General features: G+C 69.0%; 11 protein-coding genes. 8 read left to right on the top strand and 3 right to left on the bottom strand.

What is annotated here, in order from left to right; genetic code table 11:
- Positions 1–77 precede the first annotated feature (77 nt).
- The 8 genes from ACFWZ1_RS06495 to tssA all read left to right on the top strand — a co-directional run bounded on the left by ACFWZ1_RS06495 (position 78) and on the right by tssA (position 9397).
- Positions 78–1592, top strand: a complete 1515-nt coding sequence (locus tag ACFWZ1_RS06495; protein ID WP_231324796.1) for a Ppx/GppA phosphatase family protein — start codon at positions 78–80, stop codon at positions 1590–1592.
- 134 nt (positions 1593–1726) lie between these two features.
- Entirely contained in the window at positions 1727–2419 is a 693-nt protein-coding gene (locus tag ACFWZ1_RS06490; RefSeq protein WP_231324794.1) for a peptidylprolyl isomerase, read from the top strand.
- Positions 2419–3144, top strand: a complete 726-nt coding sequence (lpxH, locus tag ACFWZ1_RS06485; RefSeq protein ID WP_439665824.1) for a UDP-2,3-diacylglucosamine diphosphatase — start codon at positions 2419–2421, stop codon at positions 3142–3144. Before ACFWZ1_RS06490 ends, lpxH begins: the two co-directional genes overlap by 1 nt.
- A gap of 98 nt (positions 3145–3242) precedes the next feature.
- The gene (locus ACFWZ1_RS06480; protein WP_439665823.1) at positions 3243–4469 is read left to right on the top strand and encodes a patatin-like phospholipase family protein; all 1227 of its coding nucleotides are present in this window, start codon (positions 3243–3245) and stop codon (positions 4467–4469) included.
- Between the two features lie 52 nt (positions 4470–4521).
- On the top strand, positions 4522–5289 hold the full coding sequence (locus tag ACFWZ1_RS06475) for an SDR family NAD(P)-dependent oxidoreductase (RefSeq protein ID WP_439665822.1): 768 nt from the start codon (positions 4522–4524) through the stop codon (positions 5287–5289).
- Positions 5290–5399: 110 nt separating this feature from the next.
- Entirely contained in the window at positions 5400–5963 is a 564-nt protein-coding gene (gene efpL, locus ACFWZ1_RS06470) for an elongation factor P-like protein EfpL (RefSeq protein WP_231324787.1), read from the top strand.
- Positions 5964–6122: 159 nt separating this feature from the next.
- Complete coding sequence (locus ACFWZ1_RS06465) at positions 6123–8219, top strand: FUSC family protein (RefSeq protein ID WP_439665821.1); 2097 nt, start codon at positions 6123–6125, stop codon at positions 8217–8219.
- Positions 8220–8365: 146 nt separating this feature from the next.
- On the top strand, positions 8366–9397 hold the full coding sequence (gene tssA / locus ACFWZ1_RS06460) for a type VI secretion system protein TssA (protein ID WP_439665820.1): 1032 nt from the start codon (positions 8366–8368) through the stop codon (positions 9395–9397).
- 318 nt (positions 9398–9715) lie between these two features.
- On the opposite strand, the gene ACFWZ1_RS06455 is transcribed toward tssA, so the two are convergent.
- Genes ACFWZ1_RS06455 through ACFWZ1_RS06445 form a run of 3 tightly spaced genes read right to left on the bottom strand, consistent with a single transcriptional unit; the run spans position 9716 to position 23900 of the window.
- Positions 9716–10813, bottom strand: a complete 1098-nt coding sequence (locus ACFWZ1_RS06455) for a hypothetical protein (protein WP_439665819.1) — start codon at positions 10811–10813, stop codon at positions 9716–9718.
- Positions 10806–22196, bottom strand: coding sequence for a filamentous hemagglutinin N-terminal domain-containing protein (locus ACFWZ1_RS06450; protein WP_439665818.1), 11391 nt, complete (start codon positions 22194–22196; stop codon positions 10806–10808). The genes ACFWZ1_RS06455 and ACFWZ1_RS06450 overlap by 8 nt, the downstream gene beginning before the upstream one ends.
- A gap of 12 nt (positions 22197–22208) precedes the next feature.
- Positions 22209–23900 carry a ShlB/FhaC/HecB family hemolysin secretion/activation protein gene (locus tag ACFWZ1_RS06445; RefSeq protein WP_439666879.1) on the bottom strand — a complete coding sequence of 564 codons (1692 nt, stop codon included), beginning with the start codon at positions 23898–23900 and terminating at the stop codon, positions 22209–22211.
- Between the last annotated feature and the right edge of the window lie 459 nt (positions 23901–24359).

The following is a 24359-nucleotide window of genomic DNA, read 5'->3' as shown; positions in this document are numbered from 1 at the left end:
CCCCCCCGCAGGAGCGCGCCCGCGCGCGCCCGGTCCGGCGTGGCAGAATCCCCGTTTCGCCTGCCTGGAACCCGCGCGTGACCACCGAGCCCGTACCCATCAAGGATGGCGAGCTGATCGCGGCCGTCGACCTGGGTTCGAACAGCTTCCACATGGTGGTGGCGCGCATGGAGCACGGCGAGCCACGCGTGATCGACCGGCTGCGCGACAGCGTGCGCCTGGCCGCCGGCCTGCGCTCGGACGGCACGCTGGACGCCGCCCACCGCGCTCGCGCGCTGGCGTGCTTGGCGCGCTTCGGCCAGCGCATCGAAAGCCTGCCCTCGGCCAATGTGCGCGCGGTGGCCACCAATACCGTGCGGCGGCTGGCGTCGCCGCACAACTTCCTGGGCGCGGCCGAGGACGCGCTGGGCCACCCAGTCGAGATCGTCTCCGGCCGCGAGGAAGGTCGGCTCATCTTCCTGGGCGTAGCGCATGACCTGCCGGCCTCGCGCGAACCACGGCTGGTCATCGACGTGGGTGGCGGCAGCACGGAATTCATCATCGGTCGCGGGCTTGCCCCGTTGCACACCGAGAGCGTGCAGGCCGGCTGCATCGCCTCCACCCTTCGCTTCTTCCCCGGCGGACGGCTGACGCCCAAGCGCTGGCAGCGCGCGCGCAGCGAAGTCGGCGTGCTGCTGCAGCAGTTCGCGGAGGATTTCCGCGAAGCCGGCTGGCAGGAGGCCTATGGGTCCTCCGGCAGCGCCAAAGCGGTAGACGCGGTGGTCCAGGCCATGGGCCTGACGGACGACGGCGTCACCCTGGACGCCCTCGCCGAGCTGCGCGAGGCGATCCTCGAGCAGGGCCAGATGGATCTGTTGCGCCTCCCCGGCCTCACCGAGGAACGCGCGCCGGTGTTCGCCGGCGCGGTGGTGATCCTGGAGGCCGCGTTCGAGGCGCTGGGCATCGAGCACATGCGCGTGTGCGAAAGCTCCATGCGCGAAGGCCTGCTGTGGGACCTGCTCGGCCGCGCCGGCGGCCGCGATCCGCGCACCGACAGCATCGATGCGCTGGCCACCCGCTACGGCGTCGACCGCGCGCAGGCGCGGCGCGTCGAGCAGACGGCGCTGGGACTGTTCGACCAGGTCGCGCGTCCCTGGAAGCTGGACGCCGAGGCGCGCGAGTGGCTCTCCTGGGCCGGCCGCGTGCACGAAATCGGCCTGGCCATCGCGCATAGCCAGCATCACCACCACGGCGCCTACATCCTCCGCCACGCTGACCTGGCGGGCTTCTCGCGGCAGGAGCAGCAAATGCTCGCGGCAGTCATCGAGGCGCACCGGCGCAAGCCGGCCAAGGCGCTGATCTCGGTGCTGCCGCAGCGTTATCGCGCGCTGGCCCGGCACATCACCGCGCTGCTGCGGCTGGCCGTGCTGTTCCGTCGCGGACGCCGGCCCGAATCGCTGCCGCCCCTGAAACTCAGCGCCACGAGCCACCGGCTGCGCCTGGCCGTTCCTGCCAGCTGGCTGGACCAGCATCCGTTGACCGAGGCGGACCTGGAGCAGGAGCAGGGGCCGATGGCGGAGTTGGGGTTGACGCTCGAAATCCAGCGGACCTGAGCTATCTCCCACGGGCCCATCCCTCACCCTCGCTGCAGGGGAAGGATCGCGCTCGCAGCTTCGGGGACGAGCGCGCTTCAGCCCACGCGATGCCTACGCGTATCATGCGGAGGCAATCCACACAGGTTCCGCCCATGCCCCGACTCCTGCTGGCCCTCCTGATGTTCCTGCCCCTGGGCGTGCTCGCCCAGACCGCGCCGCCGTCGGCAAGCACCAGCCCCACGCCGCCCGCGCCGGGGCCGAAGGTGCTGCTGCACACCAGCGTCGGCGACATCACGCTGGAGCTGTTCCCGGACAAGGCACCCAAGAGCGTGGCCAATTTCCTGCAATACGTGCGCGAGGGTTTCTACGACGGCACCGTGTTCCACCGCGCGATCAACGGCTACCTGGTGCAGGGCGGGCTGTACACGCGCGACCTGCAACCGAAGCGCACCCATCCGGCGATCGCCAGCGAGGCGGACAACGGCTTGTCCAACCTGCGCGGCACCGTCGCGGTGGCGCGCGGCGCGGATCCGAATTCGGGCACCGCGCAATTCTTCATCAACCTGGTCGACAACCGCCGCCTGGACTTTGCCGGCAACCAGAGCGGGCTGACCTGGGGTTACGCCGTGTTCGGCCGTGTGGTCGAGGGCATGAACGTGGTCGACAAGATCGCCGGCCTGCCCACGCGCGGCCAGGGTGCATTCGCGGCCGACGTACCCTACCCGCTGCCCGTCATCCAGAGCGTGCGCGTGGTCGGCGAGGAAGCGCCGGCTTCCGCCGCCAGCGCCAAGGCGCCGGCCAAGGCCACGAGTGCCGCCAAGCCGGCCGCCAGGAAAGCGGGCTGATGTCCAGTCTGTTCATCGCCGACCTGCACCTGGACGACAGCCGCCCACACATCACCGACCTGTTCGAGCGCTACCTCGCCGGGGACGAGCTCCGCCAGGCCGACGCCTTGTACGTCCTCGGCGACCTGGTCGAGGCCTGGATCGGCGACGACGACGATGCCGAGCTGCCTGCCCGCATTGCCCGCGCCACGCGTGCCGTGCGCGATTCGGGGAAGCCGGTGTACTTCATGCCCGGCAACCGCGACTTCCTGCTCGGCCAGGATTACGCCGACCGCGCCGGGCTGACCCTGCTGGAGGACGGCGTGGTGCACGACCTCTACGGTCGCCCCACCCTGCTGATGCACGGCGACACGCTGTGCACCGACGACGTCGCCTACCAGGCGGTGCGCCGCCAGGTGCGCACGCCCGAGTGGAAAGCCAACATCCTGGCCATGCCGCTGGAGGCTCGCCGCGCCTTCGCCGCCAAGGCCCGCGCCGACAGCCGCGCGCATACCGGCGCCACGATGGAATCGATCATGGACGTCAATGCCGACGCGGTCGCCCAGGCCATGCGGGGCGCCGGCGTCACCCACCTGATCCACGGTCACACCCACCGGCCGGCGATCCACGAGTTTTCCCTTGATGGCCAGAACGCGCAGCGCATCGTGCTGGGCGACTGGTACGAACAGGGTTCGGTGCTGCGCGTGGCGCGCGACGGGAGCGAACTGCAGGGCCTTTCGCTCTAGACGACGCGCCGCGTACGACGCGGTGACAGGACGCGCCGGCCACGCGTCGACCGTGCAACGCTGTCTGGCCGGACTGCTGTCGCCAGGAGGAGTCCTCCATGCGCATTCGCCGATCGCTCCCGCTCGGGCTCGCATTCGCCCTCCTCGCCGGTTGCGTCACCACGCCGCGCCGGCCGGCGCCGCCCACGCTGATCGATGCGGCGGTGCCGGACGGCCTGTCCACCAACGTGCGCCTGCTCAGCATCGACCGCCGACATTTCCTGCAGCAATCGCCCCTCCTGCTCAGGAACATTCGGCGCGCCGCGGATGGCAGCCTGGACATCCTGGCGCTGTCGGGCGGCGGATCGGGAGGCGCCTTCGGCGCCGGCGCACTGGTTGGCCTGAGCCGCGCCCACGCACGCCCCACCTTCGAGCTTGTCACTGGCGTCAGCGCGGGCGCCCTGATCGCGCCATTCGCGTTTCTCGGTTCCGACTGGGATCCGCAACTGACCTCCGCCTTCACCGGTCAGGCCAGCGCCAGCCTGCAACGCTCCCCCCTGATGAGCGTGGCCAGTCGCCTGCTGTTCCCACAGGGTTTCGGGCGGCACGATCCGTTGACCGCCCTGGTCGACCAATACGTGACCGACACGATGATCGCCGCCGTGGCGCGCGAGCATGCAAAGGGCCGGCGGTTGATCGTGGCCACGACCGACCTGGACAAGCAGGAGACCGTGCTGTGGGACATGGGCGCGATCGCCACGCAAGGCGGCAAACCGGCACGCGAGCTGTTCCGTGACGTGCTGGTTGCCTCGGCCAGCGTGCCGGGCGTATTCCCACCGGTCCTGATCCGGGTACACGAAGGCGGGCGCCAGTACGAGGAAATGCACGTGGACGGCGGCGTCACTACGTCGCTGTTCGCCGCGCCGTTGATCGCACAAATCCTGCCTGCCGACCTGGGCCTGCTCAACGGCGCGCACCTGTACGTCATCGTCAACGGCCAGTTGGTCGCGGCGCCCGCCTCCACGCGCCTGAGTACGCCGGCGATCCTCGAACGCAGCTTCTCCGCGCAGACCACCTACAAGACGCGGGAAACGCTGGTGCTCACGCTGGGCTTCGCCGACCGCTACGGCATGCAGCTGCGGATAAGCGAAATTCCCGGCGACTACCCCTTCGGCAGCTTCATCGATTTTCGTCCGCGGCACCTGCGAGCGCTGTTCGACTACGCCGCCGCCTGCGCCGCGCACGAGCGACTCTGGATGACGCCGGCACAGTCGTTGCACCGCAACCTGGAGCCGCCGCGGCCCTCGCCCGGCGGGCCCGTCGCCTGTCCGGCGCCCGCGCCCTGACGCCCGCGCGTCGGCTACCATTGCCGTTTCGCTTCGCACTCGAGGGACGAATATGCAGCTCGATCAGGTCAAGGCCGTCATCACTGGCGGCGCCTCCGGACTCGGCCATGCCGTGGCACAGCATCTCGCCGCGCACGGCGCCAAAGTGGCGCTGTTCGACGTCAACGAGGAGAAAGGCCAGCAAGCCGCGCAGGCGCTCGGCGAAGCGGCCCGTTTCTACCGCACCGACGTCACCTCCGAAGACGGCGTGACCGCCAATGTGGCTGCCGCTCGCGAGGCGATGGGCGGGCTCAACGTGGTGATGAACTGCGCGGGCATCCTGGGCGCCGGCCGCGTGCTGGGCAAGGAAGGCCCGATGGCGCTGTCGCAGTTCCAGGCCACCGTGATGGTCAACCTGGTCGGCAGCTTCAACGTGGCCAAGGCCGGCGCGGCGCTGATGCAGTCCAACGAAGCAGGCGAAGACGGCGAGCGTGGCGTCATCATCAACACCGCCTCGGTCGCCGCCTACGAAGGCCAGATCGGCCAAGCCGCCTACTCCGCCTCCAAGGGTGGCGTCGTTGGCATGACGCTGCCGATGGCGCGCGAGCTGGCGCGCTTCGGGATCCGCGTGGCGACCATTGCCCCGGGCATCTTCTGGACCCCGATGGTCGATGGCATGCCCGAAGCCGTGCAGCAGTCGCTCTCCGCCTCGATCCCGTTCCCCTCGCGCCTGGGGAAGCCGGAGGAGTTCGCGCAGACGGTCGCGTTCATCCTCGGCAACCGCTACATCAACGGCGAGACGATCCGCCTGGACGGCGCGGTGCGGCTGCAGCCCAAGTAAACGTAAACGTTTCCGGACGTCATTCCCGCCAAAGCGGGAATGACGTCCAGGCGCGAGATGTCATCGCGGCACCTTCGTCATTTCCGATTAACCCACCTGACCGGCACCCCATGAAAGCTTCCGACGTCAAGAAAGGCAACGTGGTCGAACACGACGGCACCGTCTACCAGGTGCGCGACATCGAGCGCAGCTCGCCCACCGCCCGCGGCGGCAACGTCACCTTCCGCTTCACCATGTATTCGATCCCGGGCGGGCGCAAGTTCGACCTGAGCCTGCGCGCCGACGACGACCTGAAGGAGATGGACCTGGTGCGCCGCGCGGCCAACTTCTCCTACATGGACGGGGAGGTTTTCGTGTTCATGGACGCCGAGGACTACACCCAGTACCTGCTCGGCCCGGAGCTGGTCGGCGACAACGCCGGCTACATCGTCGAGGACACCGAGGGCTACTACGTGCAGTTGATCGACGACGCACCCGTCGGCCTGCAGGTGCCCACCAGCGTGGTGCTGACCGTGGTCGACACGGCGCCGGAACTCAAGGGTGCCAGCGCGACCAAGCGCACCAAGCCGGCCAAGCTCAACACCGGCGTCGAAATCCAGGTCCCCGAGTACATCACCAACGACGAGAAGGTGTGGGTCAACACGCTGACGGGCGAGTTCGCCGGCCGCGCTTGAACCCTGGCGACCGGCCTCCACGGGGGCCGGTCGTAGCGCACGGACGCGCGGTCAACGCGACGTGGATTTCCGGCACCGGAAGCCATCGCACAACTCGTCTGTCGCGCTCCGTTCAACTCGTCTCGTGCAGAATCGCCGTTCCCACCCAGCGATTCGGCCATGACCGCCAGCGTCTACTCGCTCCGCGCCAACGTGCTGGAAAGCCTGACGCGGACCAAGCGCCCGGACGTCCCGCTGTGGGTGGTCGTGCGCAATACGCTTGCCGTGGTGCTCCCGCTGGCGATCGGCATGGCGACCGGCTACACCGCGGTGGGCCTGGGCATCGCCGCCGGCGCGCTGGACACGATGTTTTCCGACCAGCCCGGACCGTATCGGCAGCGCGTGCGCCAGCTCCTGCTGGCCTCGCTTGCCGCCGGCCTGGCCGCGTTCGCCGGCTTCCTGATCGGCGGGCACCTGCCCTCGATGCTGCTGGCCACCGCACTGGTCGGCTTCGGCGGCGGCATGCTGGTGGTGTTCGGCACCGACCTGGCGCGCGTGGGCATGACCAGCATGATCCTGCTGGTGGTCACCGCCGCCTATCCCACCTCGCCCGGGCACGCGGCCGCGGGCGCCGCGCTGATTTTCGCCGGCGGACTGCTGATGATGCTGTTCTCCATCGCCGCCTGGCCGCTGCAACGCTACCGGCCGGAGCGGCAGGCGCTGGCCGTGGTCTATCGCGGACTGGCCGCCGTCGCACGCCAGCGCGCGCAGGACGATGAGGACGAGCCGGCGCTCAGTGGCGCGATGACAACCCTGCAGCAGACCCTGCTGGGCCGTTACCACGCCCGCGGCCGTGCGATGGAGGCCTTCGGCGTGATGCTGGAGCTGGCCGAGCGGATCCGCCTCGAACTCACCGCTTTGTCCGACGGTTCACCAGCCAACGCCGTACCGCTGCGCTTCCGCGCCCGCGTCGCCCGGGTTCTCGACCACATCGCCGAGGCGCTGGAGGAAGGCGTCTCGCCGGTCGCGGCCGAGCGCGCCTTGCGGGCGCTGCGCACGATCGAGCGCCATGCCGCCGAGACCAATCCCCAACGGGCGCTGCACGTCCACGCGCTGGCCGGCCAGCTCGCCGCTGCCGTGCGCAACGCGAATTGGGCCGGCAGCCGCGGCGAACAACGCGCCGAAGCCGCGGACCTGCGCCTGCCCGCCTCGCTGCGGCAGAGCTCGGCCCGCGCCATGCTGCTGGCCAACCTCACGCCGCATTCGGTGGCGTTCCGCCACGCGGTGCGCTCGGCGGTGGCGTTGAGCCTGGCGTTGGCGCTATCGCGCGGGCTGGAACTCCCGCACGGTTACTGGCTGCCGATGACCGTGGCCATCGTGCTGCGCCCGGATTTCGCCGCCACCTTCAACTTCGGCCTGCTGCGTGTTGTCGGCACCGTGCTCGGCCTGCTGCTGACCACCGCTCTTCTGCACGTCATCCCCAACGAGCCCTGGGCGCACCTGGCACTGATGGGAGCGCTGTGCATGGCCTTCCGCTACCTGGCCACCGCGCACTACGGCATCGCAGTGGCCGCGCTGACCGGCACCGTGGTGGTCCTGCTTTCCTTCGAGGGCGTCGACCCCGGCGTCGCGGTGACCGATCGCGTGATCAACACCGCGCTGGCAAGCGGCATGGCGTTGCTGGCCTACGTGCTGTGGCCGACCTGGGAACACGGACGCGCCCGCGCCGCACTGGCCGACATGCTCGACGCCTATGCCGACTACCTGCGCGCCCTGGGCCGTCCGCAACGGCGGGGCACGCATCGCGAAACGCGAACCGCCGCCCGCACCGCGCGCACCAACGCGCTGGCCTCGCTCGAACGCATGCGTGCCGAGCCGGCCACGCCCGCCGCGCTGGTCGATCTGGCGCAAGCGCTGTTCGCCAACGGCAACCGCCTGGCGCGTACGGCGATGACGCTGGAAGCGTTGCTGCAACACCGCACGAGCCTGCCGGAGCAGGCCGAGGTGAGCGCCTTCGTCGACCACGCCGCCACCGCGCTCCACGTCATCGCCGGGGCCTTGCGCGAACAACGCGCCGTATTGGAATTGCCCGATCTGCGTCTGCTCCAGCGCAGCCTGGCGACGCTGCTGGCCATGTCCGAGGACCAGGCCAGCGCCGAGCAGGTCGCCCGCCTCACCGACCGTCTCGTCGACAACGTCAACACGCTGGCCCACGTGGTTGGCCGCTGTCCGCAGGAACCGGCCGCGCAGTCGGCGGGGCGCCACGTGCATCCTTGAGGCCATCTGTAAATCGCGATTTACGAGCGGGCGTATTGCGTAAATCCGCGCCTGATTTACTCACCCTTTTTTTGGCGACTCCCGGTCGCTATCGGGCATCGGCCGTGTTGTAATTATCCCGTTGTATCACAGGGGATTTACGACCGATGACGCGTTACGACCCGGCAGCTTTTCTCGAACCGCTGGATGGCGACTCTCCCACTGGCAGCGACCTCGAATACGATCCCGATTTCATGGCACTCGAACGCGCCGCCGCGCCGCGCGCGGAACGCGCCATGGGCGATAGCGTCAAGGCGGCCGAGGAACCGGACTGGGACGAGGTCGATTCACTGGCCACCGGCCTGCTCCAGCGCTCGCGCGACCTGCGCGTGGCCACGCATTTGGCGACTGCCTGGATGCGCACTGGCGGCATGACCGGTTGGGCCGCCGGCCTGGCATTGATCCGCGGCCTGCTCGAAGACCATTGGGATGGCGTGCATCCGCAACTGGACGCCGAGGACGACGACGATCCGACCGCGCGCGTCAACGCGGTATCGGCCATCGCCAATCCGCTGGGATTACTCACCTATTTCCGCAATACGCCATTCGTCCAGTCGGCACGGCTCGGTCGTTTTTCGTTGCGCGACCTGCGCATTGCCAATGGCTCGATGAAAATCGACGCCGGCGGCGAAGCTCTGCCGAGCATGGCGGAAATCGAAGCCTGTTGCCTGGATTGTCCGGAAGAGGACCTGGCCGGAACGTTGGACGCGTTGACGCGCATCCTCGATGAAGCCAAAGCGATCGATCGCATCTTCAACGAGCGCATCGGCACGGCCGGCCCGGACCTCAAGCCGCTGCTGACCGACAGCTATGAACTGAAGAAATTCGTCGAATCGCAGGCAGCCCGTCGCAACCCCGCCATGGCCGGTGACGGCGAAGGCGAGGCGGAGGGCGGCGAGCCCTCCGCCACCGGCACCCGCAGCAGCGTTCCGGGCCGCATCGAGACGCCGCAGGACGTGCAGCGCCGGATCGACGAGATCTGCGACTACTACGCCCGCTGCGAACCCTCCAGCCCGGTCCCGCTGCTGCTGCGCCGCGCCCAGCGCCTGGTCGGCAAGAACTTCCTCGACCTGCTCAAGGACCTGGCACCCGGCGGCGTGAGCGAAATGGAAGTGATCTCCGGTCCGAACGAGGAATAATCCCGTCAGGATGCCTCGCTGCTCCTTCTCCCCTGCGGGGAGGGGGAGCAAGCGTCACGCAGGGCGAGTGCCGCTTTCCCCAGCTCAGATCCCGAGCGTCCGCGCTAAAGCGGCGACAGCACCTTTAAGAGCGCGAGGCCGACCAAGCAACGTGAGTTGGCACCTGGCTCGTACCCGTCAACGAGCTTCGCAGGCCGCTTCTCTGGCCATTTTTTTTGGGCCGGCCCAGCTCGCGGAAGGCGCGCAGGAACGACAGACAATGTCGCCATCTTGCAACACCATCCCCGCTCACCGCGTGCGGGAGCGAAAGCCAAAAGCTCAGCGCACGCCCTTGCACATCGGCGCGCCTGAGCGCACGAACAGCTGGCGTACCGCAGGATCCCAGCTCAACGAAAGCCCGCCGGGAAGACCGACGGTCGCATTGGCGTCCGCGCTCTGCTCGAACGGCCCCGCCTTGGCGCTGGCGCCGTCGGCATAGGTGATCGTCGCGGAGATACGGTAGGCGACCGGATCGGCGCAGGCCGACGTGTCGATGGCCTGGGTCACGGTGGCGCCGTAGCCGTCCAGTGGCGGCAAGGTGCCCTTGCCCAGCGGCACCGTGCGCGGCGCGGCGCGACCACACACCGCATCCAGCGCATAGCCGACGGTGAACTTCGGCGCGGGCACGACCTGCACCGCGACGCTGGCCTCCGGCTGTGCGCTGCACCCGACCAGGAACGCCTTGTGCTGCGGCCGCGCGTGCAGTACGTAGCTCCCCGCTGCCAGCGCGGCGGTTCCGGGCCACTCGAACTCGATCCGCGTGGGTAGCACGTTGGTGATGCGCGGCTGCACGGACAGCGTCGTGCCGTTGGCGTCGGTGGCACTCAGCTGCGGATCGGGACATTGCAGATCGTGGAGTTCGCTGCCGACCAGCGCCAGCGCGACGGGTTTGTCCTTCGTACGCAGGGCGAACAGCGCCGCGTGGTCCGCGGTTTCGACCCGATCGATGGTGGCCTGCATTGGCTTGCCTTCGGCGGGCGCCTGCGCCAGCTGGCGGACCGACAGCGCGAGTGCCTTCGCCATGGATGCGGCCTCGCCCTCGCGACAACCTCCCGTGCTGTCGGCGAAGTCGGCGGCCAGCTGCGCGGCCGCGTGTGCGCGCAGGACCAGTCCACGTGCGCGATCGTCCAGCGCGGTGAGCGGCTGCGCGAGCTGGTTGGCCAACGCGACCCGCAGGTTTTGCGCGAGCGCCTGCAACTGTTGCGCGGTCGCCGCCGCCGCGGGCTGGCCGGCCAGCCGCTGCCGCGCGGCATCGAGCTGGTCGGCGACGCTGCCTGCCGTCAGCCGCGGCGGCAACTGGGCCGACGCCGGTGCTGCCAGTGCCAGCAGCAGGGCGAATCCGGCCAGCTGGCGAAGGCGATGCCTCGCCTCATTCATCGCATTCCTCCATTTCCGGGTCGCAGGCCTGCTGGTCGGCAGGCAGCAGGATGCCGGAGGGCACGATGCCGAACGAACGGTAGTTGGCCGAGATCACGCTCGGATCGATATAGACGTCCGTGTGGTTGTTTGCATTCTGCGCGCGGCTGGTGAACAGCGAGGTCGGCACGTTGACGCTGTCGCCGCCAGTCAGCGGCAGCAGGTTGCCCGCGGAGTTGACCGCATAGAAGTACGCCGGCGGCAGGCCGACGAACGCAACCGCCTGCGGGCCGGTGCCGGTGACGTAGATGGGCGCGTCAGAGGTACCGATGCGGCCGGTCGAGGCGAACGTGCCCTCGCCGTCGTACAGCCACGTGGTACCGATCTGCAGCAGGTCGCCGCCGGTCACGCCCAGGTACAGCGAGGAGGTGCCCGCATCGACGGTGTAGGTGCTGCCGCCGACCGACGCCAGGGTCAATGTCTGTGCGTTGGTGAGGCTGAAGCCCGCCGTCGAGGAGAAGCCGCCCAGGGTGCCGATGTAGTTGGCGAGCGGGCTGCTCGCCGTGCCGAGCTGGGTGTAGCCGCCCGCCTGCCCGGAGAGCGTGTCGGCCACGATGCTGCCGCCCTGCCCCTCGGTGATCGCGCCCGCGGATACCAACCGGGTCGCCCTGCCGCTGACCTTGCCGTTGATCAGCAGGTCGCCGCGGGTGGTGGTCAGGTTCACGCTTGCGCCGCCGTCGACCGGCCCGGTCACGGTGAGCGACGGACCATTGGTCAGCGTGAAGCCGTCGGCGCTGAACTCGCCCAGCGTGTCGAGGCGATTGGCGCCGGTGAGCGCGACGGCGCCGCTGGCCTGGCCGGTCAGCGTATGCGCGGTGATGCTGCCCGGACTGCCTTCGCTGATGTTGCCGGTGACCGCCAGCGTGGTGGTGTCGCCGGTCAGCGAACCGTTGATGGCCAGGTTGCCACCGGTGGTCAGCGTGGTGCTGCCACCGCCATCGACCGTGCCGGTCACTGTCAGCGCGCGCTTGGTGGTGATCGTCAGGCCGCTCGCGCTGAAGCCGTCGAGCGCTCCGATCGCGTTGGCCTGGTCCAGCGTGGTGCTGCCTGCCGAATGGCCGCTCAGGCTGTCGGCGGTGATGATGCCGCCGGCGCTCTGGCTGATCGTGCCGCCGGATGCGAGGGTCACCCGGCCGCCGTGAATGCCCTGGGCCAATGCCAGGTCGCCGGCCGAACCGAGCGCGATGGTATCGCCGGTCACTGAAGCGTTCACGGCCAGCTCGCCAGCACCTGTGGAAAGCTCGATCGCCCCGCCGTTGGCGGTCAGCGCTCCGGCCACCTCAAGAGCCTTGCCATTGGAGAACCGGAATTCGTTGGCGCTGAAACCGCCCAGCTTGTCGACGCGGTTATCGCCGTCCAGCGCGACGTCGCTGCCGGCCTCGCCAGTCAGCGTACCCGCCGTGATGCGGCTCTGGCCTGATTGATCTATGGACCCGGCGATGTGGAGCGTAGTCGCACTTCCGGCAAGAGCGCCATCGATGGTGAGGCCGCCGGCCTTGGTGGTCAGCGTCGTGCTCGCGCCGCCATCGACGGTGCCGGCGATGGTGAGCGCATTGGTGTTGGTGAAACTGAGTCCAGCCGCATCGAGGTTGCCCAGGCTGCCTACCGCGTTGTTGCCCGTAAGGCTGGCGCTGCCGGTAACGTGCCCGACCAGAGCGTCGGCGACGATGCGGCCACCGCCGTTTTCGCTGAGCGCTCCGGCCACGTTAAGCCGGGTGCTGGTGCCCTCGATGGCACCGCCGATCACCAGATTGCCGGCAATATCCAGCATGGTGCTGGCGCCGCCGTCGACGGTCCCCGACACGCGTAGGTTCTGCGCGTCGTACAGGCTGAAACCGGCGGCCTGGAAGTTGCCCAGCGTGCCGATGTGGTTGAGGCCATTCAGCGTGACAGCACCCGTAGCCTTTCCGGTCAGCGTATTGGCCACGATGTTGCCGCTCGTGCCTTCGCTGATCGTGCCGGTGCCGGAGATGTCCGTGGCGCCTCCCTTCACGATGCCGTTGATGCGCAGGTTGCCACCCGAGGCGAGCGCAGTGCTGGCGCCACCGTCGACGGTGCCGGCAACCGTCAGCGCCTTGGTGCTGGTGAGGCTGAAGACGTTGGCGCTGAAGTTGCCCAGCGTCGAGATCGCGTTGGCCTGGTTCAGCGTGGTGGCGCCAGCGGACTGGCCGCTCAGCGTGCCCGCGGTGATCAAGCCGCTGGCGGTTTGGCTGATCGAGCCAGCGGACTTCAGGCTCAACGTGTTTGCCTTGATGGCCTTGCCCAACACGAGGTTGCCCGCAGAATCGAGCGCAATGCTGCCGCCGTTGAGGGCGGAGTTCACGCTGAGGGCACTGGTGATGGTGGTCAGCGTGATGCTGCCCGCTCCCACGTCCAGGCTGCCGTTCACCGCAAGCGCCTGGGCGTTGGTCAGCGCGAAATTGGCGGCCGCGAAGTTGCCCAGGGCGCCGACGTGGTTATTGCGGACCAGGCTGACATTGCCACTTGCCTGGCCGCTCAAGGTGCCTGTGACGATATTGCCACTGGTCCCTTCGCTGATCGCACCGTCCACGTCCAGCGAGGTGCTGGCGGCGGCGAGCGTGCCGTTGATGGCCAGGTCGCCGCCGATCGTCAGCGACGCGGCGCCGCTGGTCGTGACGGGTCCCACCAGCACCAGATCTTCCGCATTGGTGAGCGACAGGTTCGCCGCGTCGAAACTGCCCAGGCGGTCGAGGCGGTTGGCGCCTGCAAGGCTGACACCGCCGGTAGCGTCGCCGATCAGCGTGCCGGCCGTGATCGAACCTCCGGTCTGGGCGATACCCGCGCTGGAGGTAAGTTCGAGCTGGCCGGTGCCGGCGTCGATGCTGCCAGCGCTCTGGCTGATGCCTGCGCCCTGCAGGGTGATGTCGTCGCCGCTGATGCCGGCCGCGACCTTCAACAGGCCGCCGCTGCCGATATCCAAGCCACCGCCACCGCCGACCACCGCGCCGTTGATCGTCAGGCCGCCCTTGGTGCGCAGCAGCAAGCCGTTGGCGCTGAAGCTACTCAGTGCGGAGATTGCGTTGGCCCGACCGAGCGTTGCGTTGCCGAACGCGCTACCGGTGAGCGTGGCGGCGGTGACCACCCCGGCGGTCTGGGTGACGGCGCCGGCTGCGCTGTTGAGCGTCAGCCTGACGGTGGCGGTAACGTCGTGCGCGAGAGTCAAACCGTCACGCCCGCTGAGCGAGACGTTGGCACCACTCAACGTGCCCTTCGTGCCCAGCGTGCCGCCGTTGGCGGCGAGCACCAGGTCCCCGGTACCAGTGTCGATCGCCGATACTGGCAGGACCAGCGAGCCACCCGCGACGAGGCGGATGTCGTCGTTGGCGGCGGCGGCCAGCGGTCCGATGGTCAGATCGTTGGCGTCGCGCACGGACAAACCGGCACCGGTGAGACCCACGGTGCCCTGGAAATCGTTGCCCGCGTTCGCCAGCGTGATCGAACCAGTACCGGCATCGAGCGTGCTGCCTCCGGTGACGATCAGCGCGCCGGACTGACCGATCGCACCACCGTTGCTGGTCGCCGACAGGTTGCCGCCAACCGTGCCGTTGCCCAGATTCAGCGCACCGGTGCTGGCGATGGTCAGAGTGCCGGTGTTCAACGTGCCCAAAATCAGCGCGTTGGCGTCGACGAGCTGGGTGATTCCGCCGGCCAGGCTGACCGCATCGCTGAAGTCATTGGCCGCCTTGGTGAGCGTGATCGCGCCGTTGCCGGCATCGATGTTGCTCGTGCCGCTGACGGTAAGTGCCCCACTTTGCGTGATCGCACCGCCGTTGCTCACCGCAACGAGGTTGCCCCCGATGCTGCCGGCGCCGAGATTCAGTGCGCCGGTGCTGGTGGCAGTCAACGAACCGGTAGCGAGCGTGCCCAGGGACAGGTCGTTTCTGTCGGTGATCTGGACGTTGTTGCCGCCCAGGTTCACCACCGCGCCGAACTCGTTGTTGCTGTCGGCCAGGGTGATCGCACCGCTGCCGGCATCGAGCGTGCTGGCGCCGGTAACGGTCAGGCCGCCGCTGGCCTGGCTGATCGCACCACCGTTGCTGGTCGCCCGCAGCGTGCCAGCTACCGTTCCCTTGCCGAGGCCAAGGTTGCCGGTGCTGGTGACGTCGAGGTTGCCGGTAGCCAAGGTGCCCAGCGTCAGGGCGTTGAGATCCACAATCTGCGCGGCACCGCCAACCAGACTCACGGCACCCACGAAGTTGTTGGAGGCATTGGTCAAGGTGACGGCGCTGCTGCCGGCATCGATCGCGCTGGTGCCCGTCACGGCCAGTGCACCCGTCTGGCTGATCGCGCCACCGTTGCTGGTAGCAGACAGGTTGCCGCCGATGGATCCGCTGCCCAGGTTGAGGGCGCCGGTGTTGCTCGCGGTGAGCGTGCCGGTCGCGAGCGTGCCCAGCGTCAGCGCATTGGCGTCGGTGACACGCGTCGTGCCGCCCGTAAGGCTGAGGGCACCGGTGAAATCGTTCGTCGCGTTGGTCAACGTGATCGCGCCGCTGCCGGCATTGATCGCACTGACACCAGTCACGGCCAACGCGCCGCTCTGGCTGATCGCACCACCATTGCTGCTTGCCACCAGACTGCCGCCGACAGATCCACCGCCGAGGTTGAGCGCGCCGGTGCTGGTGGCGCTGAGTGCACCGGTCGAGAGCGTCCCCAAGGTCAGTGCGTTGCGGTCGTAAATCCCGCTGGTGCCGCCTATGAGGCTGACGGCGCCAGTGAAATCGTTCGACGCGTTTGTCAGGATGATGGTGCCGCTGCCGGCATCGATCGTACTGGTGCCGGTCACGGCCAACGCGCCGCCCTGGCTGATCGCACCTCCATGGCTATTGGCCGATAGATTGGCGCCAACGAACCCGCTGCCCAGATTGAGGGCGCCGGTGTTGCTGACGGCGAGGGTGCCGGTCGCGAGTGCGCCCAGCGTCAGCGCGTTGGCATCCACGATTTGCGTCGCGCCGCCGGCAAGGCTTACGGCGCCGGCGAAATCGTTCGTGGCATTGGTCAGCGTGATCGAGCCGCTGCCTGCATCGATTGCACTCGTGCCGGCTACGCTTAACGCGCCACTCTGGATGATCGCGCCACCGTTGCTGCTGGTCGACAAATTGCCGCCAATAGAACTGTTGCCGAGATTCAGCGTACCGGTGCTACTGGCAGACAGGTTGCCGGTAGCGAATGCGGCCAGTGTCAACGCGTTCTCATCCACGATCTGCGTGGTGCCGCCAATCAGGGTCACCGCACCCACGAAGTTGTTGGAAACCTTGGTCAGGGTGATGGCGCCGGCACCGGCATCGAGCGTGCTGGCGCCGGTGACGGTCAGCGCGCCGGACTGGCTGATCGCGCCGCCGTTGCTGGTGGCGGAGAGGTTGCCGGCGACGGTGCCGTTGCCCAGGTTCAGCGCACCGGTGCTGGCGACGGTCAGGGCTGCGGTGTCCAGCGTACCCAAGGTCAGCGCATTGGCATCGACGAGCTGGGTGACGCCACCAGCGAGGCTGACCGCGCCGCCGAAATCGTTGGCCACGTTGGCGAGCGTGATCGCGCCGTTGCCGGCATCGATGTTGCTGGTGCCGCCGATCGTGAGCGCCCCGGTCTGCGTCACCGCACCGCCATTGCTCGACGCGACAAGGTTGCCGTTGATGGTGCCGGCACCGAGATCCAGTGCGCCGGTACTGGTGGCGGTCAACCCGGCAGTGGCGAGCGTACCCAGGGACAGCGCGTTCCTGTCGGTGATCTGGGCGGTGCCGCCGGTGAGGCTCACCGTGCCAACGAAATTGTTGTTGCCGTCGGCCAGGGTGATCGCGCCGCTGCCGGCATCGAGCGTGCTGGCGCCGGTGACGGTCAGGCCGCCGCTGGCCTGGCTGATCGCGCCACCGTTGCTGGTCGCCTGCAGCGTGCCGGCCACCGTACCTTTGCCCAGGCCGAGGTTGCCGGTGCTGGTGGCGGTGAGGTTGCCGGTGGCCAAGGTGCCCAGCGTCAGCGCGTTGGCATCGACGATCTGCGTGGCACCGCCGGTCAGGCTGACCGCACCCTGGAAATCGTTGCCGATGCTGGCCAGCGTGACGGTACCGCTGCCCGCATCGACGGTGGTGGCGCCTGCGACGAAGAGCACGCCGGCGGTCTGGCTGATCGCCGCGTTGGTGCTGCCCAGGTAGAGAGTGCCGCTGGCGTTGACGTTGCCGCTGAGAGTCAGGCCCGTGCCGCCGGTCAGCGACACGTTGTGGCCGCTCAGATCGGCGCTCGTGGCCAGGCCGGCGCCCGCACTCAGCGTGAGGTCGCCGGTGCCGGTATTGATGGCGCCGAACGAGGCCAGGTCCAGCGCGCCGCCAGCGACGAGGCTCAGCGAACCATTGGTGGCGACATCCATGCCGACGATGTGCAGGTCGCCGAGGGTGCGCAGCGAGACGGACGTGCCCTGTGCATCGACCGTACCGGTGAAGTCGTTGCCGGCGTCGCCCAGAACCAGCGCTCCGCCGCCGGCCGTAAGGGTCACCGCGCCAGCGCCCACGGCCTGGCTGATGCCTCCGACCTGGCTGACGCCGCCGCCCGCCAGCGACAGCGTGCCGCTGCCGACGTTCGAGGTGCCCAGCACCAGCGCGTTCGTACCGTTGTCCAGCGCGACGTTGTTGGCGCCGCTGTTGGACAGGCTTACCGCCCCGATGAAGTCGTTGCCCGGAGCGGTGAGCGCGATCGCGGCGTTGCCCGCGCTGATCGCGCTTGTGCCGTTGACGGTCAGGCCGCCCGCCTGGCTGATCGCGCCATCGTTGCTGGTAGCGGTCAGGTTGCCTCCGACGGTGCCGCTCCCCAGGTTCAGCGCGCCATGGCTGATGGCGGTCAGGTTCGCGGTCGACAGCGTGCCCAGGCTCAGGGCATTCGCGTCGGTGATCCGCGTGGCGCCGCCTGTCAGGTTCACGCTGCCGACGAAGTCGTTGGCCGCGTCGTTCAATGTGATCGCGCCGCTGCCGGCGTTGATCGCCGTGCTGCCGCCGACGGCGAGACCGCCAGTGGCCTGGGTGATCGCGCCCCCGTTGCTGGCAGCGACGAGGTTGCCGCCGATGCTGCCCTTGCCGAGATTGAGGGTGCCGTGACTGGTCGCGGTCAGGTCACCGGTGGCCAGCGTGCCCAGCACCAGCGCATTGCGGTCCACGATCTGGGTGGTCCCGCCGGTCAGGCTGACCGCGCCGCCGAATTCGTTGTTGGCCTGGGTGAGCGTGATGGCGCCCGTGCCTGCGTCGAAGCTCGAAGTGCCGGACACATCCAGCGCACCGGTCTGGCTGATGGCGCCCGTGCTGGTCGCGTCGAGGTTGCCGCCGACGCTGCCGCCGGCAAAACCCAGCGTGCCCGCGCTGACCACCGTGAGGTCGCCGGTGGCGAGCGTGCCGAGTGCGAGATTGCCGCTGCTGGTGAGCCGAGTGGCGCCACCGGTCAGGCTGACCGTTCCGGCGAAACTGTTTGCGGCGTTGTCGAGCGTGATGGCGCCCGCGCCCGCGTCGATGTCGCTCGAACCGCTGACGGTGAGGCCACCGCTCTGGCTGATCGCGCCATCGTTGCTGGTGGCCGAGAGACCGCCGCCGATCGTGCCCTGGCCGAGGTCGAGCGCGCCGGTGCTGGTCACGGTCAACGCGCCGGTGGCGAGCGTGCCCAGCGCCAGCGCGTTGCTGTCGGTGATGGCGACGGCGGCGCCGGTGAGGCTCACGGCGCCACCGAAATCGTTGCCGGTGTCGGTGAGCGTGATGGCGTGGGTACCGGCATCGATGCTGCTGGTTCCACTCACGGCGAGGCCGCCGCTGGCCTGGTCGATGGCACCGCCGCTGGTGGCGACGAGGTTGCCGCCGACCGTGCCGGTGCCCAGGGTCAGGGCGCCCGTGCTGGTGACCGTCAGGTCGCCGGTGGCAAGCGTCCCAAGCGCCAGCGCCCCGGCGCCGTTGATCTGTACGTCGCCGCCGCTGAGGCTCACCGCATCCTGGAAGTTATTGGCGCTGCCGGTCAGCGTGATGTCGCCGGCCGCGTCGATCGCACTGGTGCCGCCGACGTCAAGCGTGCCGGCGGTCTGGGAGATCGCCCCGGTACTACTGGCCAGGCTGAGCGTGCCAGTGGCGATGACGTCGTAGGCGAGCGTCAGACCAGAGCTGCTGGCCAGCGACACGTTGGCGCCGCTCAGGTTGCCGTTGATGCCCAGGCTGCCACCGTTGGCGGCGAGCGTGAGATCGCCGAGCCCGGTATCGATGGCCATCGTCGGCAGGAACAGCGAGCCACCCGCGACCAGGCTCACCGATCCGTCCGTGCCGCTGGTCAACGCGGCCACGGTGAGGTCGCCGGACGACTGCAGCGATACGTCGCTGCCGGTGGCGCTCACCGCGCCGGTGAAGATGTTGCCGCCCTCGGCCAGCGTGATCGCGCCGGTGCCGGCATCCAGCGTGCTGGTGCCGGTGACAGCGAGCGCACCGTCCTGGGTGATCGCGCCATCGTTGCTGGTGGCCGCAAGCGCACCATCCACCGTGCCCTGGCCCAGGTCGAGCGCCCCGGTGCTGGTGGCGGTGAGGTCAGTGGTCGCGAGCGTACCGAGCGTCAGCGCGCCGCCGCTGGTGATCTGTGCCGCGCCACCGGTCAGGCTCACCGCACCGCCGAACGCGTTGGCGGACTGGGTCAGCGTGATGGTGCCGCTGCCGGAAGCGAACCGGGAGGTGCCGGTGACGTCGAGCGCACCGCTCTGGCTGATGTTGCCCGCGGCGGCGGCGTCGAGGTTGCCATCGACGTTGCCGCCGGCGAAGACCAGCACGTCGCCGCTGTCGACCGTGAGGTCGCCGGTGTCGAGCGCGCCGAGGGACAGCGCCCCGTTGCTGGCGATCTGCGTGGTGCCACCGGTGAGCGTGACGATGCCGCTGAAGTCGTTGCCAGCATCGGTGAGCGTGACGTCGCCGGTGCCGGCATCGATGATGCTGGTACCCGTGACGGCCAGGCCGCCGCTGGCCTGGGTGATTGCACCGTTGTTGCTCGTGGCGGCCAGGTTGCCGGAAACCGTGCCGGTGCCCAGGGACAACGCGCCGGTGCTGGTGGCGGCAAGGCCATCGGTGCTCACCGCATCCAGCACCAGGGCGTTCTTGTCGGTGATCTGGGCGGCGCCGCCGCTGAGGCTCACCGCGTCCTGGAAATCGTTGTTGGCCTGGGTGAGCGTGATCAGGCCCGTGCCGGCGCTGAAGTTCGACGTGCCGGTGACCGTGAGCGCGCCGCTCTGGCTGATGTCGCCACTGCTGGTCGCCGTGAGGTTGCCGTTGATGGTGCCGCCACCGAAGGCCAGCGTGCCCGTGGTGGTGGCGGTGAGATTGCCGGTCGCCACCGTGCCCAGTACCAGGTCGGTGCTGTCGGTGATCTGCGTGGTGCCGCCGTAGAGGTTGGCCGTACCGATCGCGTTGCCGCCGTTGGCCAGCGTGATGCTGCTGTTGGAACGCGCGTTGACCGTGGTGGCGGCGATGCTGCCGTTGGTGCCTTCCCTGATCGAACCGACCTTGTTCGTGGCGCTGCCGATGGTGAGCGTCGTGGCCTTGATGGTCGCGGTGTTGGTGCTGTTGCCGATCCTCACCGCGCCGGAGGTCAGGATGTCGACAAGCCCGCCATGCGTGTCGATCGTGGCGGCGGCGGTGTCGCCAATGGTCACCACGCAGGCGGTGGTGCATGAACCCTTGGTGTAGGTATTGGCGCCCCCCGTTCCCGCGTAGTTCGCCCACAGGTGGACATCCAGCGACTGGCCGGCCGCGGCGGTGATGTTGTCGTTGACGTAGATGCTGCCGTAGGCCTGCAGGTAGAGCTGGCCCGCCCCGCTCGCGGTGATCGGCGCGTCGACGGTGATGTCGCCGTTCTGCGATCCGCCCGCGGTGTTGGTGAAGACATAGACGCTGGTGCCGCCGGTCAGCGCGGTGCCGATCCCACCGGCGTTGACCACCGAGTTGTTGCCGTTCGGGGTGTAGATCGGCCCGGACGACGTCTTGCTGTCCGCGGCGCTGCTGATGGTGACGCTGTAGGGATCGAGCAACCAGCTGCCCATCTTGCCGTGCGCCGCCGAGGCGTCGACGTGGCCCTGCGCGTTCAGTCCGTCGTGGGAGGAGGTTTCCACCCGGCCGCCGTCGCCGCCGTTGGCGCCGCCGCGCGCGCTGATGCTGCCGTAGAAGTTGTTGACGTGGTTGCCCCACACCACCACCGAGCCGCCGTCGCCGTTGCGCGTGGTGTCGGCCTTGAGCGTGGCGTCGTCGGCCACGTAGACGGCATCGGCCGTCTGCAGCCCTTCGCCGCCCTGCCAGCCGCCGCCCACGCGGATGTCGCCGCCGTCGTAGGTGCCGGACGCATCGATGCTGCCGCCGGTCACGCCCACGTTGCGATCCGACAGCAACTGGATGCTGCCGCCCTGCGCCCCGGTCGCGTCGATGCGGCCGCTGTTGACGGTGTCGCCGCCGCGGGCGACCAGGCGCACCACGCCGCCGTCATGGCTGATCGCGCCGGCATCGATCACGCCGGAGTTGTTGACCAAGTTGGTGAACAGGTCGCGCGCCGCGGCCGCCTCGAGCACCACGGTGCCGCCGTCGGCCTGCAGCGTGCCAGCGTTGCTTACCGCGGCCTTGGCATCGAGGCGCTGCTTGAGCTCGCCGGTGATCTGGACGTTGATCAAGCCGTTGCCGTCGAAATCCAGCACCGCATGCTCGGCGCCGTCGAGGTTGATCCGGCCATAGTTGGCCAGGATCACGCCGTCGTTCGCGACGCTGCCGCCGATGAGGCTGATCGAGCCGCCACTCGCCGCGGCGAGCGTGCCATGGTTGACGATGCCCGCGCCGCCGCCGACAGCGTTGAGGTTGAAGTGGTTGGACAGGAAATCGGTGGGCGTCAGGTCAAGCGTGCTGGCCACCAGGCCGCCCACGTTCACCTGCGCGGTCGAGCCGAAGATGATGCCGTGGGTGTTGATGAGGAACACCTGGCCGTTGGAGCTGATCTGGCCGAAGATCTGGCTCGCGTTCTGGTCCAGGATGCGGTTGAGCGCGACCGCCGACGTGCCCGGCTGGTTAAAGCGCACCAGCGCGTCCTGGCCCAGGTTGAAGCTCTGCCAGTTCAGCACCAGCTTGTCGCTGGCCTGGTTGATCACCACGTTGGCGCCATCCTGCAGGATGCTGCCGCTGCCGCCGATGACGACGCCGCCGGTGGGCGTCGTGGTCCGGCCCACACCGCCGCCGGCCTGGGCCGGTGTGCTGGCGAGCGCGCCGCACAACAGCAGCGACAGGCTCAGCGGCAATGCCTTGCGGCGCAGGCTGGCGAGGGAGTCCTTGCGGGAAGTCGCGCGGGTGGTGTGCATGGGTATGGCCCGTCAGAAGGTGAAGCCGAAGCGCGAATACACGTGGTAGCCGCTCTTGTCCGAGGCGTCGCGGCTGCCGGTGGGTACCGAGGCGTCCAGGCGGAACTCGAAATGGTGGAAGCGCGGGATGCGGAAGATCAGCCCTGCGCCGATGCCCTCGAGCCGTTCGACCGGGTTGTTGCCGTCGCGGTGGTTCGAGGCGTAGCCGCGACCGAAGTCGTAGAACACTTCCACTTCCAGCAACTCGCGCCAGGGCCGGTCGTAGAACGGCGAGACGCGATCGCCCAGGCCGGGCGCGTCGATGTGGTATTCCAGCGAGCCGTACCAGCCGCGGTCGGTGAGCGCGTCGGCGATCGGATAGGCGCGCACGCTGTCCGGGCCGCCGATCACGAACTGCTCCAGCGGCGGCAATGCGTCGCGCGTGTACTGGCCGCCCAGCTTGAAGTAGAGCCGCTGCGAGCGGGTCAGGAACTGCAGGCGGGTGTACGAGAGCCGCGCCAGCAGGAAGTTGCTGTCGTGGTCGGGGCTGACCAGGTCCGGCGCGACCGAATCGTCGCGCACCGACTTGCGCAGGCTGCCCTGCACCACGTCCAGGCCACGCAGGCGCTGGTCGGTACGCTGCAGGCCGAAGCCCAGTTCGGCCACGTCGAAGCGCTCGTCCGAGAGCTTCACGCCGAGCGCGCCGAGCTGCGACTTCTCGCGGATGTAGCGCAATGATGTCTGCACCGCGACGTCGTCGGTGTTGACGAATTTCCAGTCCGCGCCGGCGTAGGTCGAGGACGTCGGTCCGCGGACCTTGAGGTCGGCGAAGGCGCCGCTGTTGATCTGCAGTTCGCTGCGGGTGGCGCCGATCACGCCGCTCAGGCCGGGCACCACCACGGTGGGCGCGCGGTAGCCCAGCGCGTAGTAGACGTTGCTGTGCGGGTCCAGTGCGTAGTCGACGTTGGCGGTGAGCTGGTCGCCGATGCCCAGCGGGCTGTTCCACGCCGCGCCAGCCTGCGCGCGATAGCGGCCGGTGAGTTCCGTGCCGTAGTTGTTGCCGCCGAGCGTGAAGGTGAACGGGCGCTTGGCCTCGTGCGCGACCATCACCAGGTCGGTCTGGCCGGTCTTCGCGCCTGGCTGGAAGGTGGAGGACACCGTCACGCCGGGCAGGTCGCGCGCGTAGAGAAGCGCCGAGTCGATGTCCTGCTTGCGCAGCGGCTGGCCCTTGAGCTTCTCGGCCGGCGCGGCGATCACGCCCGGCCGGTAGCGCGAGGTGCCCTTGACCACGACCTTGCCGATCGTGCCTTCCAGTACGCCCAACTTCACGATGCCGTCGTTGCCTACGTCCTGCGCGGGCACGAACGCGGTGGCCACGATGTAGCCAGCCTTGCGATAGCGATCGGTGATGCGGTCGGCCACCTGCTGCAACTGGCTGAAGTTGGCCTGGACCGGCTTGCCGGAACCTCCGGTGAGCGTGGCGAATTGTTCATCGGCCATCGCCTGCACGGTCGTCGGGGTGATGCCGTCCTCCGGATGGTCACCCACGCCCTGCACGCGGAAGCCGTGCACGGTGAGGGTCTGCTCCTGTGCCCCGGCCGCTTCGCGCTCGCGCAACGGCGGTACCGCCGCGGCAGGGGCGGCGGCCTCGGGCGCAGGCGCCGTGGGCGTTGCCAGGGCTTGCGCCACGGTCGCGGCGGGCGTCGGACCGGCACCCAGGTGCACCGCGAGGACCTGTCCCGGCAGGTAGGCGTGGGCCTCGGGATAGCCGGCTGCGTGCAGCCGGGTGGTGATCAGCACGGCGGCCGCCTGCAGCTGGCCCGCGTCGAGCGAGGAAGCACCTGCGGTCGCCAACGCCTGCTGGTATTCGGACTGGATCAGCGCCTGTACCTGGGTCGCCTGCGGCCCCTCGGTCGGCACGCCGCTGACGAGGATGTCCTGCGCCGGCGCGGGGACCGGTGCCGGGGGTGGCGAGGCCTGGGCCCAGGCATCCCCGCCCGCCAAGGCAAGGGCCACCGCTGCTGCGAGGCAAGCAATCCGCACGACATTCCCCTCTTGATGACCGGTTCCTTGGCGCGGTGCCGGTTGCCGGCGGACCGCATCAGCGCCAACGGCCGGGTTTCAGGCCCGGCCGCTGGCGGGCCGCGTGCAAACACGAGCCCTCACCCAGTAGTGCGAACTGCG

This window comes from Frateuria sp. GZRe14 (assembly GCF_051900395.1).
In the GTDB taxonomy this organism is placed as follows: domain Bacteria; phylum Pseudomonadota; class Gammaproteobacteria; order Xanthomonadales; family Rhodanobacteraceae; genus Frateuria_A; species Frateuria_A edaphi.
This window is presented reverse-complemented; position numbering and strand designations above follow the sequence as displayed.